Annotated in this window: 18 protein-coding genes; 1 reads left to right on the top strand and 17 read right to left on the bottom strand. The window is 50.1% G+C overall.

Features of this window, described 5'->3' with window-relative positions; all coding sequences use genetic code 11:
* Nucleotides 1–20: 20 nt before the first annotated feature.
* Both ICN24_RS06330 and ICN24_RS06325 read right to left on the bottom strand, forming a co-directional pair.
* Nucleotides 21–482 carry a Smr/MutS family protein gene (locus ICN24_RS06330; RefSeq protein WP_216222118.1) on the bottom strand — a complete coding sequence of 154 codons (462 nt, stop codon included), beginning with the start codon at nt 480–482 and terminating at the stop codon, nt 21–23.
* Nucleotides 483–508: 26 nt separating this feature from the next.
* Nucleotides 509–805 carry a hypothetical protein gene (locus ICN24_RS06325; protein WP_216222115.1) on the bottom strand — a complete coding sequence of 99 codons (297 nt, stop codon included), beginning with the start codon at nt 803–805 and terminating at the stop codon, nt 509–511.
* Nucleotides 806–1,187: 382 nt separating this feature from the next.
* On the opposite strand from ICN24_RS06325, the gene ICN24_RS06320 reads away from it, so the two are divergent.
* Nucleotides 1,188–1,727, top strand: a complete 540-nt coding sequence (locus ICN24_RS06320; RefSeq protein WP_216222114.1) for a hypothetical protein — start codon at nt 1,188–1,190, stop codon at nt 1,725–1,727.
* A 107-nt stretch (nt 1,728–1,834) separates the two neighbouring features.
* On the opposite strand, the gene ICN24_RS06315 is transcribed toward ICN24_RS06320, so the two are convergent.
* The 15 genes from ICN24_RS06315 to ICN24_RS06245 all read right to left on the bottom strand — a co-directional run bounded on the left by ICN24_RS06315 (nt 1,835) and on the right by ICN24_RS06245 (nt 25,542).
* Entirely contained in the window at nt 1,835–2,407 is a 573-nt protein-coding gene (locus tag ICN24_RS06315) for a phasin family protein (RefSeq protein WP_216222112.1), read from the bottom strand.
* A gap of 270 nt (nt 2,408–2,677) precedes the next feature.
* A complete protein-coding gene (locus ICN24_RS06310) occupies nt 2,678–3,085 on the bottom strand; it encodes a hypothetical protein (protein ID WP_216222110.1) in 408 nt (135 codons plus the stop codon).
* Between the two features lie 440 nt (nt 3,086–3,525).
* A complete protein-coding gene (locus ICN24_RS06305; RefSeq protein ID WP_216222108.1) occupies nt 3,526–13,959 on the bottom strand; it encodes a PLxRFG domain-containing protein in 10,434 nt (3,477 codons plus the stop codon).
* A complete protein-coding gene (locus ICN24_RS06300; protein ID WP_216222106.1) occupies nt 13,956–14,621 on the bottom strand; it encodes a glucosaminidase domain-containing protein in 666 nt (221 codons plus the stop codon). The genes ICN24_RS06305 and ICN24_RS06300 overlap by 4 nt, the downstream gene beginning before the upstream one ends.
* 42 nt (nt 14,622–14,663) lie before the next feature.
* Complete coding sequence (locus ICN24_RS06295) at nt 14,664–16,538, bottom strand: hypothetical protein (RefSeq protein ID WP_216222103.1); 1,875 nt, start codon at nt 16,536–16,538, stop codon at nt 14,664–14,666.
* Nucleotides 16,539–16,559: 21 nt separating this feature from the next.
* Nucleotides 16,560–17,516 carry a hypothetical protein gene (locus ICN24_RS06290; RefSeq protein WP_216222101.1) on the bottom strand — a complete coding sequence of 319 codons (957 nt, stop codon included), beginning with the start codon at nt 17,514–17,516 and terminating at the stop codon, nt 16,560–16,562.
* Nucleotides 17,504–18,025, bottom strand: coding sequence for a hypothetical protein (locus ICN24_RS06285; RefSeq protein WP_216222099.1), 522 nt, complete (start codon nt 18,023–18,025; stop codon nt 17,504–17,506). Before ICN24_RS06285 ends, ICN24_RS06290 begins: the two co-directional genes overlap by 13 nt.
* 149 nt (nt 18,026–18,174) lie before the next feature.
* A complete protein-coding gene (locus ICN24_RS06280; protein ID WP_216222097.1) occupies nt 18,175–18,786 on the bottom strand; it encodes a hypothetical protein in 612 nt (203 codons plus the stop codon).
* Nucleotides 18,770–18,988 carry a hypothetical protein gene (locus tag ICN24_RS06275; protein WP_216222096.1) on the bottom strand — a complete coding sequence of 73 codons (219 nt, stop codon included), beginning with the start codon at nt 18,986–18,988 and terminating at the stop codon, nt 18,770–18,772. Before ICN24_RS06275 ends, ICN24_RS06280 begins: the two co-directional genes overlap by 17 nt.
* Nucleotides 18,985–20,061: a DUF6817 domain-containing protein gene (locus tag ICN24_RS06270; RefSeq protein WP_216222095.1), complete on the bottom strand. Its 1,077-nt coding sequence runs from the start codon at nt 20,059–20,061 to the stop codon at nt 18,985–18,987. Before ICN24_RS06270 ends, ICN24_RS06275 begins: the two co-directional genes overlap by 4 nt.
* Nucleotides 19,982–21,361, bottom strand: a complete 1,380-nt coding sequence (locus ICN24_RS06265) for a hypothetical protein (protein ID WP_216222094.1) — start codon at nt 21,359–21,361, stop codon at nt 19,982–19,984. Before ICN24_RS06265 ends, ICN24_RS06270 begins: the two co-directional genes overlap by 80 nt.
* On the bottom strand, nt 21,358–21,639 hold the full coding sequence (locus tag ICN24_RS06260; protein WP_216222093.1) for a hypothetical protein: 282 nt from the start codon (nt 21,637–21,639) through the stop codon (nt 21,358–21,360). Before ICN24_RS06260 ends, ICN24_RS06265 begins: the two co-directional genes overlap by 4 nt.
* Complete coding sequence (locus ICN24_RS06255) at nt 21,636–22,583, bottom strand: hypothetical protein (protein WP_216222092.1); 948 nt, start codon at nt 22,581–22,583, stop codon at nt 21,636–21,638. The genes ICN24_RS06260 and ICN24_RS06255 overlap by 4 nt, the downstream gene beginning before the upstream one ends.
* A complete protein-coding gene (locus ICN24_RS06250) occupies nt 22,580–24,205 on the bottom strand; it encodes a hypothetical protein (protein WP_216222091.1) in 1,626 nt (541 codons plus the stop codon). Before ICN24_RS06250 ends, ICN24_RS06255 begins: the two co-directional genes overlap by 4 nt.
* Nucleotides 24,205–25,542 (bottom strand): hypothetical protein, encoded by a 1,338-nt coding sequence (locus tag ICN24_RS06245; RefSeq protein WP_216222090.1) that lies wholly within the window; start codon nt 25,540–25,542, stop codon nt 24,205–24,207. Before ICN24_RS06245 ends, ICN24_RS06250 begins: the two co-directional genes overlap by 1 nt.
* Nucleotides 25,543–25,554: the final 12 nt, after the last annotated feature.

Genomic DNA, 25,554 nt, shown 5'->3' with positions numbered 1-25,554 from the left:
TTACCTCTATTACTTCCATTCTAAGCACTTCTGCGCACAGACCCAAGCAATAACACCGTCATTCCAGCGTTACCACCTTTGAAATGTCTTAAATAGTGTTTGAGACCGGGGCGCTGCTTCATTAGTGCGTTATAGGCAATACTCCCAAATGCGACGCGTTCACCAAAGTGATATTCCTCAACACGATCGGCATATCGATTATTTTCAAGGGCGTTATGAATAGCCCACTTAATGCGACCACCCTCACCGCTCGATCCATACCCGTGAATTAATATGATGTTTTTGATACCGAGCTCCTGATACGTCCGAATCTTTTCCGTTAAACGGTCAAGTGCCTCCTCTACCGAAGGATTGTCAGATTTGATATTCAGCTCGATGGTGTCAGCGCTTAATATCGGCGGCGTAGGCGATCCACAATGCGGACAGCATTCTAGTAAAGCCCTCGAATTACCGCACTCGGGGCATTCAGCGATTTGCGCCATGATGCCCCGCTATTGCAGCCTGGTCATTAAGAACAATACTTACCCTCTAGTGTTGTTGCGTCAATCGACTTGTCATCCACCATGAGGTTGAGTTTTTTATGAGCTAGATCGCGATTCTCTTGAGTCTTGAGGTGGCGATCAATCAAACTGGCTACATCCTTACGAATGGATGTATTGCCGTACTGCAGGGTCTTTAAGGTTGAAACTGCTTCAGCAGAAATCTTGCACTGCTGACTAACCAATGCTGAAGAGTCTGATGCTGTATTTGCATATGCGAAGGCAGCGACAGAAATAGTTGCAGCGGCTAATAGCGTTTTTTTCATCTTAATTCCTTATTTTGTGACCACAAGTTGGACAACAGCCCTGATTTTTTGCTCGGGTTTTTCTTAAAGCGGCATACACACTGGACTCTGAAATCTCCATCTTCCTAGCGGCTTGAGCTGCGCTCATGCCCTTGCCTATCCACTCCAAGGCTTGATGTGTTTTTGGTATCTGTCTTTTCATTTCATCTCCCAGTCTTCACACTATATCACAACTTCTGAACATGTGAAGTTGTGAAGTATAGTATTTTCTAATGACAAACCCTAGATGGCGATGATTTTTTTTATAAATCGAGATTTGGGAGACGGCAGATGCCCAAAAATCAGGCTATTGCTAGGTTTAGAGCGGACGATAGTATGATTTGAGCAATCAAAGGAGCCATATATGCATCGTTACGTTTTGTTACTCATAGTCAGCCTGGGGCTGATCGCTTGCGCCAATAACGACAAAAAGATTAGTTCGTGGGAAGTCAACGATGTCTACCAATCCACCATTGTTAGCCCTAGTCAGACTACCGGACTAAAGACTTATACCGGCCCCTCCATTAACTCAATGGATGAATCCAATACTTATCAGATGTTTAACTTAAAGGCTGAACAAACTAAGCAAGGCACTAAGTCATTTGAATTACTCGTTCACCTCACCTACTTCTCTCAAATGCGTTATTACGATGCCGCTAATTTAGAGAATGTACCGAGCACTACTTTTAAAGTGATCTCTAGAGAAGCTGGAATGTGTGAAGCTCAAGGGTGCATGTTTAAAGAATTGCTGTCTATCCAAGTTAGTGATGCCTTCCTCAAGGACCATATTAAAAATGGCTTTCAGTTGAACCTGTCTTCCAAGGCTGGAGTAAGCAGCACTATTTTTGTACCACCCCAATACCTTCAAGGTTATCTGAAAGCAGTTGACGGTAGAAATTATTGATTCACGCTGCGTTGTGAATGACCGCTAAGCCTTGATTGATCAGGCTTTTAGGCAATAAAAAAACCGCCCGAAGGCGGTTTTTTATTTAGTAGAGATTACTTTACTAATTAAGCAGCTTTGCGGCTTTTAGCTGCTGGCTTAGCAACAGCGTATTGACCTTGAATGTTTGCCAAAGCAGCATCAACACTCTTCTCAAAGTTAGCGAATGCATCAGTTGCAGTTGCACGAACTTGATCAAATTGTTGGAGTGAAGCTTCGAATGCAGTTTTGAATGCAGATACAAATGCCTCTGAACCAGCAGGAGCTGTTTTAGTAGCTTCTTTAACAAACTTAACTAAGTCGTCACGTGCATCATCGATAGAAGCATCAACTACTTGAGCAACTTCTTTGTTACCGTTGCGAACAACTTTGTTTACTTTAGCTTGGTAAGCAGCAGCATACTTAGCAGCTTCTTGAGCTGTTTCTGGCTGAGCCAATTTAGCTAATTGCTGTGGATCTTTGATAGCCAACAACTGTGAGCTAGCATCTTGAGCAGCGGCCAAAGCATCTTTAGCAGCAGCTTGATTGATTTCTGCCAACTCTTGAGCGCTTTCAACAGCAACTTGTGCCAAGTGTTTTGCGTTTTCAACAGCTTTAGCTTGAGCTTGAGCGATTTGATCGTTTAATTGAGTCTGGAACATGTTTAATCCTTATTTAGTTAAGAGTTACATTATTTGTTGCGATGCACCATTGTAAGAAAGAAATTGTTGTGGTGCAACATTTATTTGCGGCAATGCAACACAAATAAGAACAATTTAAGGCTTTAGACTACCTAAGCTACTGATTTTATTGTTATTTTTTAGTTCTCGGCTCATACAAAAACAGGCTATAAAAGCGGAAAATTTTGATCAATTTGGGGTTATTTGGCCAAATATGGACCAAAAGTGACTACACGCCCTGCTCTTGCCGCCTTACCTGGAAGGCGTATTGACAGCTTGAGGGGTGGGTGTAGGAGTGGCAGCATTTTGCGCAGGAGCGTCTGGAGAGGCTACGGGTGTCAGTGGAATGACTTCTACAACCAGATTATTGCTGTCATAGCTCACTTCATAAGCCGTTAAATTACCATCAGCAATCGACTCTACTGGGGTCGTAATGATCTCGGCAACGCCAAGAGTGAAAACATCAGCTACACCTTCAGCAAAAGCGCGTCCAGCTTTTGCGCCACCACTATAGCCTTGTGTAAAGCGAAAAATTTCATAGGTCTTGCCATTCTTCACTTCACTGGAGACTGGCTGCCCAAACTCCGCAACCAAAAAGCTCCGCGGTGTGCCGGGCTTAAATAGCGCAACGTTCTTCTCTGATGGCTGATGTGAAGCCATATAAACAGAGCATCCGCTCAAACAGCTTATCCAGATTGCGATTGCCAGTGATAGTAGTAGTTTCATTTTGTGATGAATATCGGTAGATCAATGTGTGTGTAGCTTAAAAGAAAAAAGGGCTAAAAGCCCTTTTGCCTATTCACTTCTTGGCGGAGACGAGAGAGTCCACAAACGACAGCTACTTAAGGATTCTATGGCTTTTTTTTACTCCGTACCGTCAACGGTACCGTCATTATTTCGACCAGAAAAAAATTCCAACTACCGATCCGACAATTACAAATGCCATCCAAGGATGAGCAAAAATGATGGCCAAAAGACCGATTAAAACAAAGATTCCAAACAACAACTGCATTGCCAATTATAGGGATTTTGGAATGTATGGGCGAAAAAAAACAGCCCAACCACATAAGTGGATGGGCCGAGTAACTGAAGGTTATGGATTACTGTGGTAGAGCGCTCTCAAGCTCTTTCTTGACAGATGATCGCATCTCTTTCGAGGCCCCCATGGCAATGCGTTTTGCCTTATCCATGTTTGCCTGCTTGACGCGGTTATTGATCTGAGATGGATCGATCTTGATTGGGCTGTCAGGGTTTTCCTTATTCCATTCGGCCAAGTCTTTTTTGGCCTTTTCAATCTTGGATGGGTCATTCTCAACTCGACCTGCTGTCCAGATGTCAGCAATCTCAGACTCGCGCAGCTTGTTCAGCGAAATTAGAGACTGCTGTACACGTGTCGCCTCTTGGACGTTGGCAACCGATGTGGGTTGGAATCCAATCATCTTCATGGCCGCCTCGGCTGCCGTTGTGTCGACCACCTTGCGACCCTTATCGTCGCGGTAGTAACCCATGGTCAGCATGTCTAAGCCCTTGATCACGTTCTGGGCGGCAACGGGCGCTACAGATTTAAGCGCAGCTGGAACATCGCCCTCTGCAATCTTTGCTGCAGCTTGCCCAATTCCAGCGAACAGTGTGCCAGCAGGTCCAAGCAATTCCTTGTAGTCGCTGCCGTAGTCCTTCTTCTTGGTGAGCATGCCGGTACCTGGAACAAGATTTCCAAGGCCCATGCGACCCGCCACATCGATTGGAACGCCAGGGATTGAGCTAGCACCATGCAAGATGATGTCAGCCCAGTCATCGCCAACAAATGAAGACAACCATTCTTTCTTTGCTTGCTTGCTGTTGAAAGACTTGTTGAATACGCGCTGTGCAATACCATCGATCACATCGTCCAAATCGTCTGCGCCAGGCATTCCACCAAGCCCAGACACTAGGAACAAGACTGCAAGCGCCATTCCGACGCCCTTCTTGCCTTCTGGTCCATTGCCCCACATGCGCTGCAAGAACTCAACGTAGGCGATGCTGTATTGCTTGAATGTGAACAAGGTAGAGCCAACAGCACCGCGTGCCCATGCTGGCTTGTTGCCCTTGTTGTAGACGCCTTGCGTTTCGTTAATTGCCTTCTCGGCAAAAGCGAATGGATCAGCAATGCCTTGCTCGCGAGCAATGTTGTACGAGGCAATAAATGTAACGCGTCGGTTGAACTGCTCAGCAGTGGAGAACAGCTTGCCCCAACCAAGTGAAAGCTTGGAGACTGAGTTGTTGGCAAAAGCTAATGAGTCGCCAAGCTTAGTGCCATCACCAGATTGCAGTGCACCCTTACCTTGCGCCTGAGCCATCAGTTGGTGAACTTCTTGAGGGCTTACGACGCCATCATCTTCTGCGCGCTTGAGTGCCTTGGCTAACTCTTCATCATCCTTGATTCCTCCAGCAACGAGAGACAGAGCATTTTTCATGTTTCTGCTTGCGTTGCCAATTCCCCATTGAGATAGGTATGGCAGAGTCATTGTGAATGGCTGTGTCATGTTGACCAGCGCAGATGCAACCGATCCACCGATGAACTGAGTGAACAATAGCCCGCGGATTGCTTGCGCTTCTTGCTGTGGATTTTGGATGTACTCCATCATCTTGAGAGCATGATCCTTCAAGTCTCCCTCTTTGATGCTGGCGGCAGATTTTGAGATCTCACCAGCATGCAAGTTGGTAGAGATCTGGCGTGCATTTGAGTAAACAAATCCAGCCAGAACGCGGCCAGCGTCCATGCTAAATCCAGTGATACCTTTACGGTGAATCATGCGCTTCATTGCACTGCGGTTTGATTTTGCAAGCTTGAGGTACAGCTGGAATGCCTCAGACTTAGCATCGATCCCACTCTCTTCGAGCCCAAGTGATTCGCCGAACAGTGCGAGCGTCTCTGGGGTAATACCAGAGAACAACTTGTACGACTCTTGAGACATAGTTCCAGTTTCGACAGTCGCTTCTGGGTAGTCGATGCGCATCTCCCCTGCCATCTTGTTGGCCTCGTACTCGTTCTCAAACATGCCAAAGTAAATTTGCTCGCCATCTCTGCCTGTGACATAGACGGTGTACTGACCAAAACGAGACAGCGGTGCATAGCCTCTTGCCATCAGATCTTTGGCCTGCTTAGCCTTCGCTTCAATGGCTTCCTTGGTGTTTTGCAAAACCTCTGCACGATTCGGATTATCTTGAGCAAGTTGATCAAGATGTGCGGACATCTCTTCAACGGCACGGTCTAAGCTTCCTGCATTGAGTGCTCGATTGCGAACGCCAAGTCCATCATCACCAAGATAGCGCAGCATATCTGCCACAGCCAAATCAGAGATGCTTCGGTCAACTGCATTGCGGAACTCGTGGTACAAGCCAATCTGGCGATCATCTAGTTGGAAGTATTCGCGCAATTCTTGATCTGTGAACACGACGCCAGCCTTCTCGACATCGTCTTCAGGTTGAATCAAGCCATTCTCATCGCGACTGTACTTGAGGGTTCCACCAAAGATGGGATCAGACAAAGCCTTGATGTCTTCAGCAGACAATGCTGCCTTGCTGATATCGCTTAGCTTTTCAAGCTTTGGCAAAATGGTTGGAGCCAAGTCTGCTGCTTGTGTTGCAAAGTAAGAGATATCATTGATGAAGTTTTGAATCGAATCAAACACGCGCTTGAATGACGGGTACTTCTGCGCCAAATGGTATGGAGTGCCAATGGTTTTATCCCACCAGCTGAGCTTCTTGCTTGTTGCCAAGAAGTCGCCAACCTTATATCCGCTTGCAAGCTTGAGCTCACTGAGCGCACCAAAGTATGGGCGCTCTGCAGAGCGAATGATAGAGGGCTCATTAGGGTCAAATTTAACGCCGCCATCAGGTCCTCCATCAGGTCCGCCATCATCTCCGCGGCCGTCTTCGCTCACCCACAAGGGCAACAGGCCAACCTTCTGGTCTGCGTAGTGTGTGTCTGAACCATTGGCTGTGCGGTTCTTGTCGCCATGGGGGCCGAAGTTCACCCAGCTGTTCTGGCCGCGTGTTTCGGTAGTCAGTGCACGCTGAGCCAGAGGGCTGAGCATTGCGCTATGTGAGCGCCATGTGTTCTCTTCGCCATCAGCACGGAAGCCGACGCCTTCTTTGACGTGACCAAAGTAGTCATGCACGACACGGAATAGGTCGTTGGCCAAGGCCTTCTGGCCACTGATCTCAAACTCTGTCTCGCCAAGCATTGGGTTGTCATTGACATCAAAGTCAGATGAGCCGAAGCCGTCGCGAGTACTGAACACCCACATGTGATTGTTCTTACGGACATCTTCTGTGGCCAAGCGTGGGCTGGCCGCATATGGATCGCCCTGCTTGGCGTAATCAATGAACTCGACCTTCAGGCCGGAGTCGATGATTGCCTTGTACTGGGCGGCAACCTCTTTGATCATGGCTGCATATGCCGCCTTGACTTCTGGGTTTTGAGGATCATGCTCCATGCGGTCATACTCGTTGGCGATGCGTGCAGCACGCTCCTTGTCGACCTTAGCATATTGTGATGGCGGGTTGTACTCGAGGCCCGCGGCCTTCATGTAATCTTGGGCAACTTTTTCAGCAGGTGCCCAATGGCTGGCGCGAATCGCCTTGCCATCAACAGTAAAGCTACGTGGAAGGCCGTTTAAGCTTCCGTCTTCTTCACGCCCGCCATTCCCTTGATTCGTCCCACTCGTGCCGTCCAACCGCTCAAGGCTTCTTCGTACTCGTCCTGGCTCTTGAACTGATCCCGCACCGGCTCCGGTGGAAGTTTGTTCAGATACTCCGGAAGTGCGCTCGGCTTCGCTGTTATTTCCTCCAGCTGCTCGTTGTGCGTCTCTTGCCCGCTTTGCGGATTGAATTTCATGGTCGACATCAGTAATGGCCTCTTTAATCTTGGCGCTTGGTACGCCCTTTTCTGCTGCAAGCAAAGCTGCTGCGTTTGCATAATCTGGTGCTTCGTCATCGGAGTAGCCCTCATCAGACTCCTCGTTTGCTTTAGCGGCATCGTACAAAAGTTTCTCTGGATACCAAACAACAGCCTGCAAGTCAGCCATGCTGAGATCTGGGTTCTCTTCTCGCATTTTACTCAAAACGCCAGAAAAAACACTACGAATGAAGTTTCGCTGCTTCGAGCCTCCAGGAGCTTCAATTTGGCCATCTAGGTAGCCACGCAAGCCATTTCCCAGTTTGCGAACTTCAGATCCCAAGCTCTCGCGAACTTGGTTCTTCTTAGTTGCACCAAGTAGCTCATCGAGCTGAGCGCCCTGCTCTTCAGTGAGCTCGCCCACTGCATTCATCTTTTCGCGCAGAGAGATCTTTTGGCTAGCCTTCCAGATGGCCATTGAAGTCTCATCGATATTGCCAACAGTCAGCTTGGTGCCAATAATCTTTTGAAGCTCAGACTTCTGCTCCGGTGACAACATGCGAATCACTCCGCTCAGCTGCTCGCGCTTAAGGCGAACCTTAGTCATGTCTACATCAACGAGCTTTCCAATCCAGCGTCCCCATGTGCGCATCAACCAGCGATCCATGGTCAACTGGTCAAAGCGACCATTGAGGTTCATGAAAAATCCATTGCCAATCTTTGGGCCAAGAATTGCAGCACCGTAGACTTCAGTGTTCTTTCCTTCTCCAGTGATTTCGATGTTTGATGATTTCTCGATGTCACGAACTGGCAGCTTAGTGGTCATGAAGCGCATCAGCGGCTCCATGCCCCATGTATCACGGAGCTTGTTAAATAAGCCAAGGCTCTTGTTGATTGCCTTTTGTGTTGTGCCAGCTTTGATGTTAGTTGGCATCTTGCCGGTGCGTTTGTATTCTTCATACACAAGCTCTGCCAGCTCAAAGTTTTTATTGACTTTGATTCCGTTAGAGGTGACAGCCAGCGCCCAGATGAAAGCAAATTTTGCCTCAGGATCTGTGTTGATCTCTGGGTGAATCAAGCCAACTAAGCGCAAGGCCTTCTTGACTTTTTCATCGTACCAGCCGACGGCATTTGCGTTATCGCGCAATCCTGATTTAGCATCAGCGACGCCAACACGAACGAGATAGTTGTGAAGCTCCTCGCTCTCATCTTCTAGGTTTAGCTTGCCTTCTTTCGCGGCATCTTGAGTGCGCTTTTGCATGGCAAGCTTGAACTCGCGATTGGTGCCAAACTCTTTGCTCTTAGCAAACTCGAACGAGGCATCTGCTGTAGTGATGGCGTCCATGCTTTCTGGAATTTCACGAGCGCGTGATTTGCTTTTCTTTGGGCGCTCAACACTACGACGAATGTCATCGGTGCTGACACTAAATTCGCCATTGTTATAGCTTGCAGACTTCAGTTGATTTGGATTGAGCGCAACAAAGATGTCCGATGGCTCATCAATGTATGGTCCGCCGCCAGGGCCAGCGTCGACGACGTTTTGCATGAATGAGCCATCATATCCATCACGGCTTGCCTCTCGCACCACGCTATCGGTTGTCTCATAGTGATCGGCTGCGCCCTCGACAGTCGAGCCAGGATTTTCAAATTGAACCTCCTGCGCCTCGTCATAGCTGTCAAATACGCCTTTGCCATCCTTGGAGTAAACCTGTTCGCCATCTCGATCGATGACGTTGTACTGGCCCTCGCGAGAGCCTTCCCAGTTGGCACCCTCAAAGTCGCTTTCGTTGGGGTTGCGAATGTTAATAAACATCGCATAGTAGCCTGACTGCGTATCTGGCTCCATCTCAAATGAGGCGACTGCATCATCAATAGCTTCTTGCTCGGTTTCAAATGGTCCGTTTTCATCTCCATTTGCATCTTTGTAGTATTGACCTTCAGGTGCATCATTGTCATCTGTCATGCCATAGAAGTCGTAACCAAGAGCCTCCAGTTCAGCCATGCTGCTTGGGCTGACCGTCAACTCAATCTCTCCGCCGCGACGGCTGTAGTAGGTTTGAGCCATGGCCAAGTTGGGTGTCGTAAAGATACCCAAGTCGCCACGCTTCTCCCCACTTGGATGATTAAATGCTGCAAAGCCGCCCTTGTCTGTACCGTGATACACGACCAATGGTTCACCATTCTCATCGACTGCCTTGGATACATCCTCAGTTGTTGCCCAGACGCCGCCATCGGCATGCGCCTTTTCCCAGTCACCAAACCACTCTTTGAACAATGGCGTGCGCACTTGCACCCATTGACGTTCATTCAGATGCGAATTCTTTCCATTTGGCGCCTTAAGCCAATCTTTAGTGTCTTTGTGCTTGGCAAGCACTTCTTCGAACTCACGCTTGGCGCGGTCTTCATTGCTCTCTGGACGCTCATGGCTAAAGCGGATGCCAGAACCGATACGAGCCAATTCATCATTGGCAGCTTCGCGGCTATCCACGGGAATGCTCAAGATGCCAGCACGCATCGTTGCGCCTGGAATTTTCTCAGTCAAGATGCTGTCGATTTCTTTGGACATCAATCCCTTCTTCAGGGTTGTTTCCACTGGAGTTCCGCTGACTCTGCCTACTGGATTTTCAATTTGTTTAGCCTCAACAGCACTTGCTGCTCGACCAAGAATGACGCCAACACCTTGATGGTTAGAGTGACCAGAAACCCAGTAGCCGTCATAGCCAGCATCCAATACACGAGACTCACTTTTATTAAGTTGCTCAGGTGTTCCACCCACGAAAAGCTTTTCTGCATTCTTGGCAGCGTCATATAGCTTTGGCAGCGCAATTTCATGAGCATAGCCACCAACGCCTGATTCTGGTACAAGCCCATTGCCTTCATCAACGTAGAAGGAGACGCGATTTTTAATGCGAGCATCATCGCCATTAAAGATGCGCTCGCGCTCCATACCGCGTAGTCCTGTGCCATAGGCGCTGCCCATGATGTGATGACGCGGCTGCTTGCTAAAGTGCACACCAACCTTTGGCTGGTTAGGGTCTTCTGGGCGCTGGGTAGCGCGCTTGATGTTTTGCTCTTCGCGCATCACTTGCGCTTGCACGGCGGGACGCGAGATGGTTGACTCTTTGAAGTATTGAGTCAAGCCCTCTTTGTATGCTGCACGCACGGCACGCATATCCTTGACCATGCTGGCGCTGCCATAGCCCGACTGACGAATCTGCGCAATGAGTTTGTCAATCAGGTCATTTAAATGTGCAACCAGCTTAGCGATGATGCCCTTAGCATCCTTGCCATGGTCTTTTTCGATTTGCATCATCACCTCTTTCCAGAAGTGGTGATCGGACAACAGATCTCCTCCGATGTCAGAAACGATTTCATCTAACGCTTCATCTGAGCTGTAAGTGAGCCCCTGCATTTTTTCAACAGCGCCATCACCCAACTGCTCGCGAACTACTTTGGCAATTGAATCCCATGCCTTTGGATTTGAGTCCTTGATGGAATGAAATACTTCATGTCCGAAAACAGCAACTGGATTGACGCTAGTGAAATTTCGAATGTAAATTGCGTTTGGCTCGGATGGTCGAACGAATCCATCTCCAATTTTGGAATCTACACCAGCCGTGTCTTCGCTGAAGACTTTGAGTGTTTTGCCAAAAATGCTAGCCAGCTTTTCCAGCAGATTCAAATCAGACTGAGTGAGCTCGCGCAAGTGTCCTTTGCGAGTTGCAGAGGCAACATCTTTTGGGAGATCTTTTTTGCCTACGCTATGAAGGCTCACTTGCTCTCCATTGACGTTGACTTTAAAGTCTCCTGCCTTTTCATCATTGGCAGCTTTGCTTGCCTTGCTAGTTTTGGATTTCTTTTGCTGCTGCTTGGCGTATTTTTCTGCCGCTGTGTATCCTGGAGTTCCTTTGATGGCAACACCAAATGTGCCGTCTGCATGCGGAACTGGCAAAGCAGAAATGCTCGAGCCATTGCGACGTTGACTTCCGATGTAGGACTTCGCTTCTTCATAAGTTGAAAAGCTGGCCTGCCCTGCGTCTTTTCCTGCGTCTTGTTTTTGCTCTTCCTTGAGCGATTTTTCAATAGGTGACGAACTTTGGTCTGCGACTTTGGCGGCAGAATTATCTGCAATCGCTGCGGCAGGCTTTTTGGCTTCATGAGACTTTGCCCATGATTTGAACTGGTCAACACTCATCTCGGTGATAGCACCTAAGCCGGTCCAACCTTTTTCGTAGTTAGCAAGATAGCCATCGCGAGCCGCTTGCTCAGAGGTGAAGCCCATCATCACCTTGTGCTCATCAAATGAGCCGTCGGCATTGTTCTGGTCAATGACGTAGACCTTGTGGCTATCTGGACGTGGGCCAACGAATACGTCCAGCTTGTCGCCATCGGCACCGAGCGTGCCTTGGAACTCACCGTAGTGGTGAGCCATCTTGGTTTCCCAGACCTCGCCATCGGGCGAAGTGCCGCGGCGCGTAGAGTCCTTGGGATTCTCGATTTTTATCTGCATGCCATTGAGCTCAATGACATCTGATTTTTTGTAGTTGCCGGCTTCGATCTGAGCTTTGGTTGGCTCGGCGCGGTCGTTCTTTGGGCTGGTTGCTGCGGTATGAGCAATCTCATTCACGCGGTCGGCAATCGCCTTGCGTGCCAGTTGTGAGTCGGCCATGCCGCTCAGCTTGAAGTTCTGGCCAGTCTTGCTGTTGATCAAAAAGAACTCAGAGCCTTTTCGCTCAACAGTCTCAAAGCCCATGGCCACCAGCTGCTTGATCTCGGCGGCGCGGCGGCGGATGAATGCGGGGTCTTTACGGGAGCCATCTTTATCGGCTGGAATCTGAACGCGAGGAGCATCTACCGCTTGCGTGTAGTCAGACTTTTGAATAGCGCCTGTTTGCGGGTTAACAAATTGTTGCTCTGCAGGCGTGACTTTATTGCCCTGGGCTTGCGCCAGGCTTTCCGAGGGCGTGCTGAGCGCAGGCGCGCCTGTGCCAGTGGCTTTGCCTTGTGGTGCTTGGTAGCGGCCGACAATCTCATTAGCGGCGTTGGCTGCATTCGCGCGCGTGGCGGCGGGAAGATCCTTTGCCTGTGATGTCTGGATGGCTTGAATCAGATTCTGACGGTCATTGTCAGATAGCAGACGGTTGAACTGGTCGTCACGCAAAGCGGCGATGGCGGCGTCGACCGGTGGCACTTGCACGGGCTCTTGCGCAGGCGCAACACCAACAGGCTGTGGCGTGGCCAAGTTGTCCATCGGACCGTTGGGCTTGTAGTTGTTCTTGGCCCATTGCACGAGCTCAGTCACGGCGGACAAGGCTTCTTGGCGCTGCTCGAGCGGAGCTTTCAGATTTCGAGCGGTGTTCAGGTCATCGAAGATCTGAGGCACGTTGACGCCATCAAGGCGCAGGGTGTCCAGTAGATTTGTGCCGCGGAGCTCGGTTTCAATCGCACGCACCTGCTGACCCATTGCATCGGTGGGCGGCAGGGTTACTTGGGTTTTATCATCCCCTGATCGGGCTTGATCGGGTGTGTCCGCGGGTGTATCACCTGGCATTGCATCAGGAGTAGGTGTTAGTGGGCCCGCCGGGGCTCCAGGTGCACCCGCTACACCAGTTGCAACAACTGCGCGAGATAGGGGGCTGTTTGGCTCTTCCGCTTTCTGATGCAAAGAGGCCAGAGCGCCCGCATGAAATCCACCAAGCGATCCAACGGCCGCCGAGTCAATGCCTTCACGCTGACCTTCTGGTGTGAAAAAGTCTTTTCCTGCACCGGCGTACTCAAGGCCAGTTTGCCCATATTCGGTTGCGGCATTCTCGCCCATGGCAACGGGCACTTCATGCAAAGCGCGAGAGCCAATGGACTTGCCCTTGCCGCCACCCATAATCTTGCCAAGGTTGGCGCGCTCAACAGCGGTGTCGAGTGCAGCTGCGCCAACACCTGCAGCGCCTACACGCAACAAGTCGCCACCATCTAATTGACGGCCTTCCTTTTGAGCTTGGTCAGCGGCATCTGGGTAAATGGAGCCCAACTCCATACCAAGGTTTTGTGCACCAGCGCCTGCGGTGGCGCCAGTGATCCCAGCCTTGAATGCTGCATCCTTCAGGAATGCTTCTCCAGCCTTCTTTGCTGCCTCTGCTGTTGCGCCTTTGGCCAGCTCGTTAGCGACCAAGTCATGACCTGCAGCGACAATGCCTTTTTGTGCCATGGCCTTTACGCCCATTGCGCCAAGTCCGCCAGTGATCAGCGACTGCAGCGCTTGGCCGGTCACATAGCCAGAGCCATTCTTGACAAAATCCCACGCGCTGGCTTTTCCGTCAAGCACATTGGTCAAGCTAGCGGCATCACTGCCATACTTTTCTTCTGTTGAGTCTTGATTCTCTTTGGCATACTTGAGCATTGCATCGCGTGCGTGATCTGCACCGACGATGTCTGCTCCGTATGCGCCTAGGCCTGCAATCAACCCAGGAATCTCTGCGAATGATCGACTGAAACCCTTTGTGAATTCACCATCATTTGACTTTGGCGTAGCAGGGTCAACGGCATATTGGCCGCGTGCGCTATCAGTTGGCTGCATGGAGTACGAGGTAGGCTGAGCCTTCTCTGTACTGGCCAAAGATTTACTAAAGTTGCTTGCCAGAGTGTCAAAAATGTCGGTCATGCAGATGCTTTCATTGTTTCGTCTTCAGGCTGATTCCATGCCTGTTCGTACTCGCCACCAGCAGCACTTGCAAGTGGCGTGGGATTATATTCATCTTGCGCATCAGATGCATCTGATGTTTTCATTGGTCGCATGCGCTGCAATTCTTTATCAACCATGCGGGACGCTTTGACGCCCATGTTCACGTACTCTGGATGCTCGGCATATCCGCTGCGCTTGAGTGATCCAAAATATTTTCCTGCATCATCGCCAGTATTCATGGCACCCTTGTGCACACGCTCAATAACGCCAGCAAAATCATTTCCAAAATCATCGGCTGTTTTGTATGAGCGATAGGCATCCGTTGTCTTCGTATAGTTGTCAACTGCCTTGGCTCCAGCACCGCTGAAATCTTTGATATTGCCCAGATTATTTGTTCCAGGGACAACGCTTTTTCCCCAGCCAGTCTCAACTCCCCATTGTGCGAGTAAGTTCTTTGGAGCAACGCCAATCCGCTGCCCGACTTTCTCTGCAACAGGCAAATAGGTTTGCACAAACGAAGTGAGGCTACCCGTCTTGGGTGAATCTGGATGAGCCAAATCTGGAGCAGGCGTTGTTCGCACACTCTCCAAAAATGACTTAGATGGTGAGCCAGAACTTTTCCCGCCAAATATATTTGGCATTGGCATCCCTTTGACTGACTCAAGAAATGTTAAATCTGCCATTTACAGCTGGCGGCGCAAAGCTCGCGCCACCTCTCCATCTGGCCCACCAGGCAGGACATCTTGGTACTTTGTCAAATACTGCTGAGCCTCATTTGGCTTCATAACTGCAGCTTCTGCCGTAGTCAGCCATGACACTTCTGCTGTGCGCTTTGCTTTTGCTTCTGTATCCACCTTAGACGCAGCATCCTTGATTGCCTGATCTTTGGCTTGCTGCGCAGATACCTGCTGCGCACGAGCTGCCAGATCTGTTGGGACGCCAGCTTTGGGCTGATAGAGTCCACCTGGGGCTTGGAGTGATGATCCCGAGTTGGTTTTGTCTGGGGCTTTATAGAATTGCTTCACAAGTTCAAGCTTACGATTTTCTGCCTGAATAGCAGCCCACCCTTGCGCTGCTTTGTTTTGGATATCTTGTTGGCGCGCCGCTGCGGCAGCCGCACCCTGACGATCTCCAGAAGCATTTGCAACCTGCTCATCTTTCTGAGCTTGAGCGTATGCTGCTTGCGCTTCTGCTTTAGAGTTTTCCCATGTTTGAGCAATTTTCTCGTTAAATGCTTTGTAACCCTCTGGGGTTGTGGCGGCAACGTATTGCTTGAACACTTCAGGGGCTTGAGTTTCCATCTGCTTCACAGCGGATATGGCTTGCTCTTTGGTAACCGATGAACCGTTTGGTGAATACTCACCAGAATCCACGAGATATGTCTTGTTCGTCGCATATCGTGTAGGCTGATTTGTCTTGGGATCAATCTCTGCCACATCGGTGAAGTGACGATTAAATTGACCGGTTGACATATCGAACGTACTCTTCATGTTCTTGCCATTAGCAGCCTCAATAGCCAGTGCATTGGCTTGCGCCTCTGGCATATTTGGGTTGTTCTGAAGAAGAATCGAAGAGATGTTCGTGGCACTTGGAATCAGTGCTTCATTGCCCTTCAGTCCCAGCTCAATTGCCTTTGGAACGCCACCGCCAGAGCCGCCAGAGCCGCCAATCTTGACGCGACGTGTGGTTCCAGTTGTTGGGTCGGTTACGTCCTCATAACCCTTTGGAGGCGTAGCATTTGATGCCGACTCTTTCAGAGGGCCATCCAAATTATCTCGAGAGTAAGCAACGTCGCCCGGCTTCATCACGACAGTCTTAGCGCGCTCCTCGTACATTTTCTCTTGAGCCTTGAGCGCCATCTCTTGCTTGGCAGCTTGCAATTTAGCAAATGCCTCTGGCTGGTACATCGGCTGCAATGAAGCCAACAAGTCATCTTTGTTTTTAAAGGTTGACTGATTTGTAGCGCCAGTATTCTTATTGAACACATTGACGGTGATCGTGCCATCAGAATTAACTACTGGCTTCTCTTTGATGCCACCGGCGAATGGGTCATTGTGATAGATTTCAGCGGCAGCCTTGGCAACCTGCTCAGCACTCATCCCCGCTGAATTTGTCACGAGTTGGTTGTATTGCTGGCTTGCACGGTTCCAGCCAATCTTGTCAGCCTTCTCATTAAAGTCCATGTATTTTTCAATGTTGCCCGTGCTTTTATAGAGCTTTGCATAGTCACGCAGAACATCATCTTGGCGCCGGTCGCGAGTAGCATCAATCATCGGGGCTGGAGCAGCCTGATTGGGACCCATTGAGCCATCTTGAACAGGGGCTTCTGTTGGTATGACAGATGGGTCTGGAGTTTGATAAGTCTCTGTGGTTGGGGTATTTGCAATACCCTCGCGCACAGTATCATCACGCGCCTGCTCTTTGAGAGCGCGGTCGCGCTGAGTCTTTAAAAAGTCGGCCGTATCTTGTTGGTTTTGCAGCTGAGCGCCTTGTTGGTATCCCTGCATGATTCCGCCACTAAGCGTTCCCATGCCTCCAAAAAATCCTAATCCTGCCATGTCTTATTCCTTGACTGCTTATTAAGCGTAAGTTGGCATTCCAGAAATGCCTGCATCCATTATTGGTGTTGGTGTTGGTGTGAAGAAATTGCTAATCGAATTTCCCATGCCTGTAATCGCTGACTGAGCCGTCTTGTTTCCCATAATTCCACCGGCAAGCATTCCAAATCCAGCAGCTTGATTGCTGTACATGTTTGCTTGGTTGTTGTATGCGTTCGATGTCAAATTTGCTGCCGAACCAATCGTGTTGATGTAGTTACCAGTCGCGTTGTTCATAACGCTTCCGCCAACAGTAGAAGAGCCTAATGCAGCGCCTGCAGCATTTGTTCCAACCGCACCAGATTGATTACTGATCTGGCCAAATTGAGCTGATGTGTTTGGCATATTGCGGCCAAAGTTGGCAACACCAGCGCGCAGTGCGATTGCTTTGTCTTGTGTGGCTGTGGCGGCGCCTGTAGCAGCACCTGCTGCGCCAAGAGCTTGCGCGCGCTCAGATGATCCAGCAGGACCAGAGAACGCCGTAGAGCTCATGCCATATCGACCGGCAAGCCTAGCGCTTTGATTGCGAGCGTTGGAGAATTGCTGGTTGACGTTGGCCGAGGCCATGCCGGATTGCTTGTCTACGTTTGCCTGCGAGTCATAGTTGTTGGCGTCATCAACCGTCTTTTTCTCAACAGGCTGGAACGTATCTTTGTAATATTGCTGCTGATCGGTTGAAAACTGTTGCTGCTGCTTTGAGGAATCTAAACTTTGCTGGGCAATCTGATCCTGAATTGCTTGAGACTTCTGCTGCTGCGGAAGAATGTTTGTCTCATAGTTTTGCTTGTTCCAGTCAAACTGATCGCGAGCGAGTTGAGTCTGTTGGTTTGCTGCGCCTACCGATGCATTCGTGGCGTTATTCGAGGCGTCAGTTGCATTGCTTGAGGCCATATACCCTAAGACTGCGCTTCCACCGATTGCTGTTGCTACCCATGCCATGGATTATTTCCTTCAATCATTTTTGGCTCTTCGCCAGTAAATTCCAAATAGTCGTTATATGTCTTTGCTATAACGTGATCTTCAATCTTTTCGAGATCTGTTTCTTCTGTTGGGTGGTAAGTTGTCCAGATCGTGTCTTCAAGGATATGGACAGCTCTCTTTGTCCCAGGCTTGGAAACAAACGACAACGGGGCAGCTAATTCCTCTGAGCCAAATTCCGTGGTCACGATGCAGCGACCTTGAGATATGGTGTTCACATGCGCATGCTTGTGAATCTTTCCAACAACAGTTGCTCCGGCCGGCATGAAAATTTCGCGCGCATAAAGACCTGGCGCAAAGTGATGCTTTACTGGGCAATCAATTTGCGGGTACTCAAGACACGCATCCTGAAGTGCAAATATTTTTGCTCGCACATCAGGGCCTGAGGCGCTTGAAAATACGTCGTCTAGATTGGAGATTGAGCGCCGAGTGGTTTCCGAATTTGATTCAGAGTTTTCTTGGAGCGTCAATTTTTCCGACGATATGGGCATTGGCATCCAGTCAATTTGGTACCTGATTTTACCAGAAATGCAACATTTTGTTGACAACTATTTTCTTGTCTGCTAGGAATATCAAGGCTTCCAGAGATTTCCATTCGCCAGTCAACAATTTGTTTCTATTACATTGTGGCTAATGCCTCGGCTAGCGCGCCGTCCCAGTCAGAATGGCCTGCATTATTGTCGTAGGTATACACCTTGACTCGCAGAACTTCTTTGGTTTGATGGTCGTAGGTCACTCCGTACAGCGTGCTATACAGCCCACGCTTTTTGTCCAGATTGAAAAACGATTCACACTCGTCTGGATCTGCTGAAAAATAAACATCCCACACGTTCTCCACTTTAGGATCTCCGCCCCGACCAGCAATGCAATGATTAAATCCAATTGCAATTGCTTTGGCTGATGGAGGTAATACTGGCAGCTGATCAGCAGATGGCGCAAATGTGTACATCTTGTCGTACATGAAGCCGGTGTCCATGTGGAACTTTCTCTCCGCTCCGCGCGCGCCAATATCGTATAGGTAGTGCGGAATCACACCACATACCGCAGTAATGATGCGACTGCCCATGGCAGAATTAGATACGGAGTTTCCAATCGAGATATAACCAGCCCAGTTTTGCGGGCCAAATATCTTCTCGACCTCATCCATAATTGCTTTTGCCTCGGCTGATCTCATGTCATACAGCGAGCGCGATTCACCGCCCGTCGTCATCACCTCAAGAATTTGCGACATTTTGTGCGATTACTCCAAGGGCTTCATCAAGACTGGCTGCATCAATGGTGTGGTATTGCGTTGATAACTCAAGTATTGGCGTCTTGTATTGTGTCGATGGGTCAATACTTGGCTCGTATCGGACCACTTTGCTTAACTCGATGGTCACCCCAAAGCCGCCTTCAATAGGCTTTGAATTGATCACACGAAACGGATAAATCATGAATTGGCCTCTTTCCACATCTGGCTTAGGCGCGGCCACTGACCAAGCTCATCTTGGTCAAAGAGATTGGCGCACTCAATCATGCACAGAGCGTCTAATTCTATTTTGCTTACGCTGACATTGCCACCATTAAATAACTCCAACCATGCCCCATTCTGGCCCGCGTAGGCATCGAGCTGATGTGCCCTCTTGATGCTTGAGAACAAATCAACCAAATGCAGTGCGTTGTAGCCAATCGCTTGCTCAACCGTTTGACGATGATCTCGATCAATGCAGACTTCTTTGAATGTGCTGGTTCCAAATACAGAGTGAGCGCCACCAGCCATGCATACGCCATCAGGCTGGCCTGACCGCTTGAGCAAGTCATAAGTCGCCATCAGGTGACGTGTGAGCACGCCATTGCGATGCTTGATGAAGTATGCGCCAAACGTATTGAGCAACTTTTGCAGCGCATCTCGATGCAAATCAATGCCTTCTGGTGCACACTTAAACATCAATGTCTGACGTAACTCAGGACAGATTCGACTCACTCCGCGCGCGCAATGCCAGTCCGCACCATGAAAAAGTATTCCACGATTGAACTTGGGTAATTGCGCCATGGAGATGTTGTCACCTTCAAAGATAACCGTCTCACCGCCCCACTCTCGCTTCCACTCGCGATTGAGGTAGCAAACCAATGTGAGGTCATCTTTACGAATGGAGTCTGTGTGCGGGTAGCCCTCAACTCCATGCGTGTGCGCATTAGCATAGCAACGAATCAGTCGGTACTTATTCAGATGTACCGACGATATGTAATCCCAAGCTTCTTTGAATGGCCCGCGCAGTGACCTTGAGACATCAAGACCATTCCAGCTCTCGCCATTAGCAAGGTCTTGATTCCAATGGCCATAACCCATGGAGGTATTGGAGCGCCAGCCATGATTCCATGAGCCGCTAGCAATGGATGATGCAAGCGAGGAAGCTAGCTCTTGAGGAAAAATGGACTCTATAACTTTAGCCGCCATCGCCGCCACCACCGCCATCTCCACCGCCGCCGCCATCACCTCCTGAGCCGCCGTCTCCGGCGCCGCCATCAGCACCGCCTGCGCCATCTCCGCCACCGCCACCGCCATCTCCGCCAGAATAATCTGGCGCTCCAGCAATTGGTGCTGGCGCAACGTACGGTGTTGAGGTGGCAGTGATGGAATATCCCTGAGCACCATCTCCACCAATCGAAACAACCATCACATCAAAGGCATCATTGGCGACGTTATCAACCCCCCAGACGGTCAGGTTGGTGATGCCACCATCACTCCACAAAGATGAGCCAGTGATGCGGTAGTAGACATGGAATGCCGCAGCAAAAGGATACCCAGTAGCATTGTTCCAAGCCGCTTCCAACTTGAGAGATCCACCTGACATTTGTGTATTGGCAGTGAGGTTGGTCGGCGGATTAGCTGGGCCATTGGTCGACGCATTAAAGCTTGAGTCAGGATACAGATTGCGGTCTGTTAATAGCACTGGCGAGTTGGACAAGTTGATCGTGTCATTCACAAACGGGCCATAGCCAGACGAGGATGATCCTCCACCAAGGCTGATGATTGGAATGAAAACCGATATTCCAGAGCTAGATGAGGTATTGGTGAGGTGACCCTTTGAATAGGTCAGCCACCCGCAATTTAGAGTCGATGCCGTGGCGCCACATGCTGAGCGATAAAAAGCCCAATATAGGTCAGACTGCACCGTGACATCAGACCAGCCGATGCATGACCCGCCATATCCAATACCGGTGCAATCGCGGCGCACTTGCGTGACCGTGTATTGACGCTCAGACATGGCCAGCGAGTAGTACCCGAACATGGGCGTGACTATATTGCTAGGAATCGAATAGCCAGTGATATTGGTTGGCGTGAGATCTGTTCCGCCAGAGGTTGGGTTGGTTGGCGGGACGACAGACAGCGTAGCCTGAACCGATAAAGGCTGACCAACACTGCTATCAAAAGCAAGCGATCCGTCATCGCGCTTCACTCGCAGACCAACAGACCGGTCACCAAGCGTGAATCGACTGGCCCAGTTCTCGGCATCAGCCGTTGTGAAAATGACCACCTCAGGAGCTGCCGAGTACACGTTTGAGGTGGCCACTTCAAGTTGCCAATATCCTGAGCCATCACGGAAGATGCGTGTGATGGCAGACAGATTGCCATCTTTGGGGCAAATGAATGGAATGATGGGTGCTGAGGTGAATGAGTTATACAGACGCACTACTACGCCGCCGTAGTCGGGAGTGCCAACAACGTTGTATGGAGCGGCTGGCCCATAGTAGTAAAACGTTGAAGTCGCATCAGAAATAATGATCTGAGCGCTGTCGTTTTGAATTAAAAGTCCTGTTGTCATCGGCAAAGCACCACGATTTCTGCGATTTGATTTCCACCGTAGACGCTGACCTGATTGCCTGCAACGACAATGGTTTTTTCATAGGTGTAGCTATCCACTTTGGGAACTTCCAATGGAATCTGAATGGCCATGAACTCTCGGCCTGCCAGTGAATCATAGGTCTTGGTGATGGAGTCTCCTGCATTGACCGTAAACACCTCGACCATATTCCATGTGATGAGCGTGCTGTCCATCCAAGTTTGACCTGCTGGTCCTTTGACAAGAATGCCAAACGTCATGCGTTCAAGTCTCCAAGTTGCACGCGCGGAAAGCTGTTGGTGGCATCGAATACTTTGATCACAGTATTGGCAATAGTCATGTGTGCACCAGAATTTCCGCTACGCACATCTAGCGTTCCCCGAAATGTTGCGCTGTTTAATTCCATGTCGCCAGCTTTGGAGATTTTCCATCCCGCTGCGCCAGCGCTGTAGTTGGTTGATTGCAATGTGCTGGCAATTTTGGCGGTGGTGATCGTTGCATCGCCAATGCGCGCTGTACCAAAAGTTCCGCTGGTAATCACGGCCGTGTCTAGGTTGGCAATCTTGGCATCAATCGAACCGGTCGCAATCCTATCGGCAGACAGGTGGCCAACGGTGATATTGGCTGCATCCAAAAAAGCGATGTCCGCATGATCAATCAAGCCGGTTGTTGGTGCAATACCATCGGTGGTGTTGTATGGCCCAAAAATGTCGGCCATGGACACAAAGCGCACCCAGTAGTAGTACAAAGTCAAGCCATCGTGGCCTAAGTCATCAACGTAGTACTGCGTATCAGATTTTCCAATTAAAGTCGCGCTGCCAATAGCATTTGTCAATCCACGCCAGACTTCAGTGTAGGAGTGATTGGGGTACTGACCCAAGTCCCATTTGACTTTGACCAGCGTCGTTCCGGAGGTGACGAGCACATGCTGCGGCTGAGGCGGCACAGTCTCGTCAGTTGCAGGGTTGTACCCATTCACTAGGCCTGGGACTTCGATCTGAGGAAGCGTAGAGATGCCACTTACCGCGGCCTGAGTTGTCTGGGCAATGCCAGAGTTCACTAGGTCTCGGTAGGTAACGTTCTGATCCATCGGGTCACCAACGTAACCCTCTCGCACATCTAAGATGCCCTTGATGGCTTGTGATACTGCCAGCAGATTGTTTGCTGTTGGCAGTGGAATCGATGGGACCTTGGTCAAACTCATGGCAATGTCTTCAGTTCTTGCATGCTAGTTGCAATGCGCACGCGCGTGATTTCGTTTGATCCAGATAATTCTGGCTGCCAATCAGTGGCCAAGAACCCGCTGCTCAATCGAAATGGGCTGCTGTCTTCTACGCTACGAGTATCCGAAAGTGTGCCATCGGCATAGATATTGAGCGTCACTGGATAGGCTTTGGCATTGACTGATGCCCATCCCATGCTTAATGGTGATGCCATGCGGTAGATGCGACTGGACCACAAGTAGCTCAATGGCGACCCATGGTTAAAGCGCACAATGTTTCCGCCTTGCGCCATGTACAGCGTGTCAGAGCGATTATCTGAATAGGCTGCGGTGACCTCGGTTGCTGCATTGAGATCGCTCACAGTCCAAAATGGACCATTGCCGCTCATGTTCAAAATCAGCGTGCCACGAGATCCATCGGCGCGAGTGAAAAACGCAATGTAGCGTCGGTCATAGACAAATGCGTGAAATGATGCAGGGTTAAGTTGCTGCCACTCTTCACGAGTTGCGAACTGCTCAGTAATGACCGACATGCCCGAGGCGCCAATACTCACCAAGCCATCAGGCGAGGCATACAAAATGCCATCTCCAGTCTCAACCAATGAAGTCTTGGAGACGCAAGCTTGTGCAAGCTCTAATCGTGCTGGACTCATGGCGGCCGGGTCTGCGCCATACAAGGCAAATGGGAATGAGGTGGTAACAGCAATCACCGTTTGCTGGAATGAGCCTACGGCCACAATCGGAAAATCGATGGGGTATTTATTTGGCCAAGCGTGAGGCAAATTGGGCTCAGACATGTACACGACGTTGTCCATGAATCCAACGGCCGCACCGCTTGAAACTATCTTCAGACCCTTAAGACCATCAGGCGGCGCAATCCAATTTTCGCTTGGCAGCACCTCACCCAAGTTGGCTTGCAAAATAGTGTCGGTGTAGGTCGTTTGTGCGATGGGAAGCTCAACGACAAACTGAAATTGCGCTGCGCTGCCCACGGTCGATGAGCGATACAGGCGGCGCGTGGCAATGTTGTACGCGCCTGATGGCACAGTTGACAAGTTGCTCACATAGACTGGCTGGCCAGCATCAATGGTTGTTGGAGTAGCTGCGGCAGATGGAGGGCCTTCCTCGCCATAGGCGCTGACAAACGTCTCCACGTAGGTGCGCGTCTCGCCCAGTGCTGCGACACTTGGCACACTGCCTGTTAGGGCTGGCGTATTCGATGGCGCAGGCAGTCCCAAGTCATAACTGGTGCCTGGGTATGAGCTTCCGGAAATGATAGTGCTGTTGACGCCATATTGCGGCTTGATACCATCGGTCCAGTATGCCCTGCCCCACTGATCATTGGGAATAGGAGAATTGATCACATCAGTGTCATTCAAGAACTCAAGCCAGTATTCATTTTCGTTACTAGACAAGCCATAGCGCCAAATCGTTTTAGGATTGGTCTTGGTGAGTGACTTCAATGTAGTCGTGCCAAGCAATGGCTTGAGCGTGCCACTATTTAGAATGACGTTCTGAGCCATCACAGCTTTGCCGACGGGCAGCAACAAAGGGTCGAGCACCGGCTGCATGCCGTCAAAGGTGTTGATGTCGATAGATGCCATTATTTTTTCTCTTGAAGAATGCTTGCTGGGACCGATGCGTCCAGCTCGTTGTCAGCACGGTAGTAGAACTTGCCACCAGACACAGCAAAGTCCGTTACGCTGATGTAATCAAAGGTAGTCGAGCGCGTGTGCGTGTCGACGTTGATCAGCGCGAAACCGTTGTGCCATTTCTCGCCTTCGCAGTACGATGCCGAGCGCTTATGACCCGAGCCGAGTTGATGCCATTCGTAGGCACCGTATATCGGATTGAACTCACTCCAAACAATGTGCTTGTGATGGTGCCCATTGACACCCGGTAGTCCCATGTTTCGCGCGTGGGGGAAGTGGTGGCACAGTACTGTGTCCCAGTAGATCTTGTAGTTGGTCGCAAGCTCTTTGCTGAAGTCGCGTTTAGTAAAGGAGCCAAGGTCAGCCTTTGCGATGTAGTTGATTTCGAACTGATCTAGGCCAAACAGGCGGGATACGGTAAACCCATGCAGGTCAGAAAGAACCGCACGCAGTGCCGGAGTGGCGTCAGCCAGCTGGCGCAACAGGCGGGCTTCGTGATTGCCTTCAATGAAGTCGATTTGGACATCTGGGCAGGCTTCGCGCAAGGGTCCAAGAATGTTGTCATGGGCGAATCGGATGCGACCTACGACGTCCCACTCCCGCGGATCGACGCCGTACTTTCCGAACTCGGGCAAGTCGAAGATGTCCCCGACGAGGCTGATGACATCGGGCTGGACGCGACGAGCGGTGTCGATGAGCACTCGGAGGTAGAAGGGGTCAATCTCAATGTCATGCAGGTCCGATGCGACTAGGATGGTCTTGAAGCGTTTACTGTTCTCACGAATGTACTTTTGATCCCAGTCTTGGCGATCAATGTTCATGCGGCGATAATGATCTACCGAAGCATGCTTGGCGATGTGGCGCTCATGCTGGTGCTGCTGGCGCGAGAGCGTGATGTTCGCTTGGCGCTTGAACTCTTCGAAGGTCCCGTAATAACGGTTCCATGTGCTCTCTGAGATCTTGCTGTGCGTGCGAAAGTAGTTACGTGTAACAACCTTGTCTTCGTCGATCTTGGCAATGCGGCGCAGCTCTGCAACGCACTCCTCAGGCCCCCAATGCTCCATGAACTTAGAGGAATCTTCTGACATGGGAACTTCAGCCGCCTCACGAATGGAGTGCTGAGGCGCATCCCAAGTGGACAACTTAACCCCATACTTTGTTTCGATATTTGCGCGGCGAGAGTGAACGCTACGAATATTGACACCCAACTCATTCGCAATCTTTTGCGGACTACCAAGCTGCTTGAACAGCTCCATGAATTCGGTATCTGTGCATGATGCAACTGCCATGTACTGCTTTCT

Origin of the sequence: Polynucleobacter sp. UK-Kesae-W10, assembly GCF_018881575.1 — a bacterium.
Classification (GTDB): domain Bacteria; phylum Pseudomonadota; class Gammaproteobacteria; order Burkholderiales; family Burkholderiaceae; genus Polynucleobacter.
This window is presented reverse-complemented; position numbering and strand designations above follow the sequence as displayed.

Bases quoted from the DNA above. Each gene is read 5' to 3' on its own strand.
- ICN24_RS06330 (WP_216222118.1), bottom strand. From the start codon at position 482: ATGGCGCAAATCGCTGAATGCCCCGAGTGCGGTAATTCGAGGGCTTTA.
- ICN24_RS06325 (WP_216222115.1), bottom strand. From the start codon at position 805: ATGAAAAAAACGCTATTAGCCGCTGCAACTATTTCTGTCGCTGCCTTC.
- ICN24_RS06320 (WP_216222114.1), top strand. From the start codon at position 1,188: ATGCATCGTTACGTTTTGTTACTCATAGTCAGCCTGGGGCTGATCGCT.
- ICN24_RS06315 (WP_216222112.1), bottom strand. From the start codon at position 2,407: ATGTTCCAGACTCAATTAAACGATCAAATCGCTCAAGCTCAAGCTAAA.
- ICN24_RS06310 (WP_216222110.1), bottom strand. From the start codon at position 3,085: ATGGCTTCACATCAGCCATCAGAGAAGAACGTTGCGCTATTTAAGCCC.
- ICN24_RS06305 (WP_216222108.1), bottom strand. From the start codon at position 13,959: ATGACCGACATTTTTGACACTCTGGCAAGCAACTTTAGTAAATCTTTG.
- ICN24_RS06300 (WP_216222106.1), bottom strand. From the start codon at position 14,621: ATGCCAAATATATTTGGCGGGAAAAGTTCTGGCTCACCATCTAAGTCA.
- ICN24_RS06295 (WP_216222103.1), bottom strand. From the start codon at position 16,538: ATGGCAGGATTAGGATTTTTTGGAGGCATGGGAACGCTTAGTGGCGGA.
- ICN24_RS06290 (WP_216222101.1), bottom strand. From the start codon at position 17,516: ATGGCATGGGTAGCAACAGCAATCGGTGGAAGCGCAGTCTTAGGGTAT.
- ICN24_RS06280 (WP_216222097.1), bottom strand. From the start codon at position 18,786: ATGTCGCAAATTCTTGAGGTGATGACGACGGGCGGTGAATCGCGCTCG.
- ICN24_RS06275 (WP_216222096.1), bottom strand. From the start codon at position 18,988: ATGATTTATCCGTTTCGTGTGATCAATTCAAAGCCTATTGAAGGCGGC.
- ICN24_RS06270 (WP_216222095.1), bottom strand. From the start codon at position 20,061: ATGGCGGCGCCGGAGACGGCGGCTCAGGAGGTGATGGCGGCGGCGGTG.
- ICN24_RS06265 (WP_216222094.1), bottom strand. From the start codon at position 21,361: ATGACAACAGGACTTTTAATTCAAAACGACAGCGCTCAGATCATTATT.
- ICN24_RS06260 (WP_216222093.1), bottom strand. From the start codon at position 21,639: ATGACGTTTGGCATTCTTGTCAAAGGACCAGCAGGTCAAACTTGGATG.
- ICN24_RS06255 (WP_216222092.1), bottom strand. From the start codon at position 22,583: ATGAGTTTGACCAAGGTCCCATCGATTCCACTGCCAACAGCAAACAAT.
- ICN24_RS06250 (WP_216222091.1), bottom strand. From the start codon at position 24,205: ATGGCATCTATCGACATCAACACCTTTGACGGCATGCAGCCGGTGCTC.
- ICN24_RS06245 (WP_216222090.1), bottom strand. From the start codon at position 25,542: ATGGCAGTTGCATCATGCACAGATACCGAATTCATGGAGCTGTTCAAG.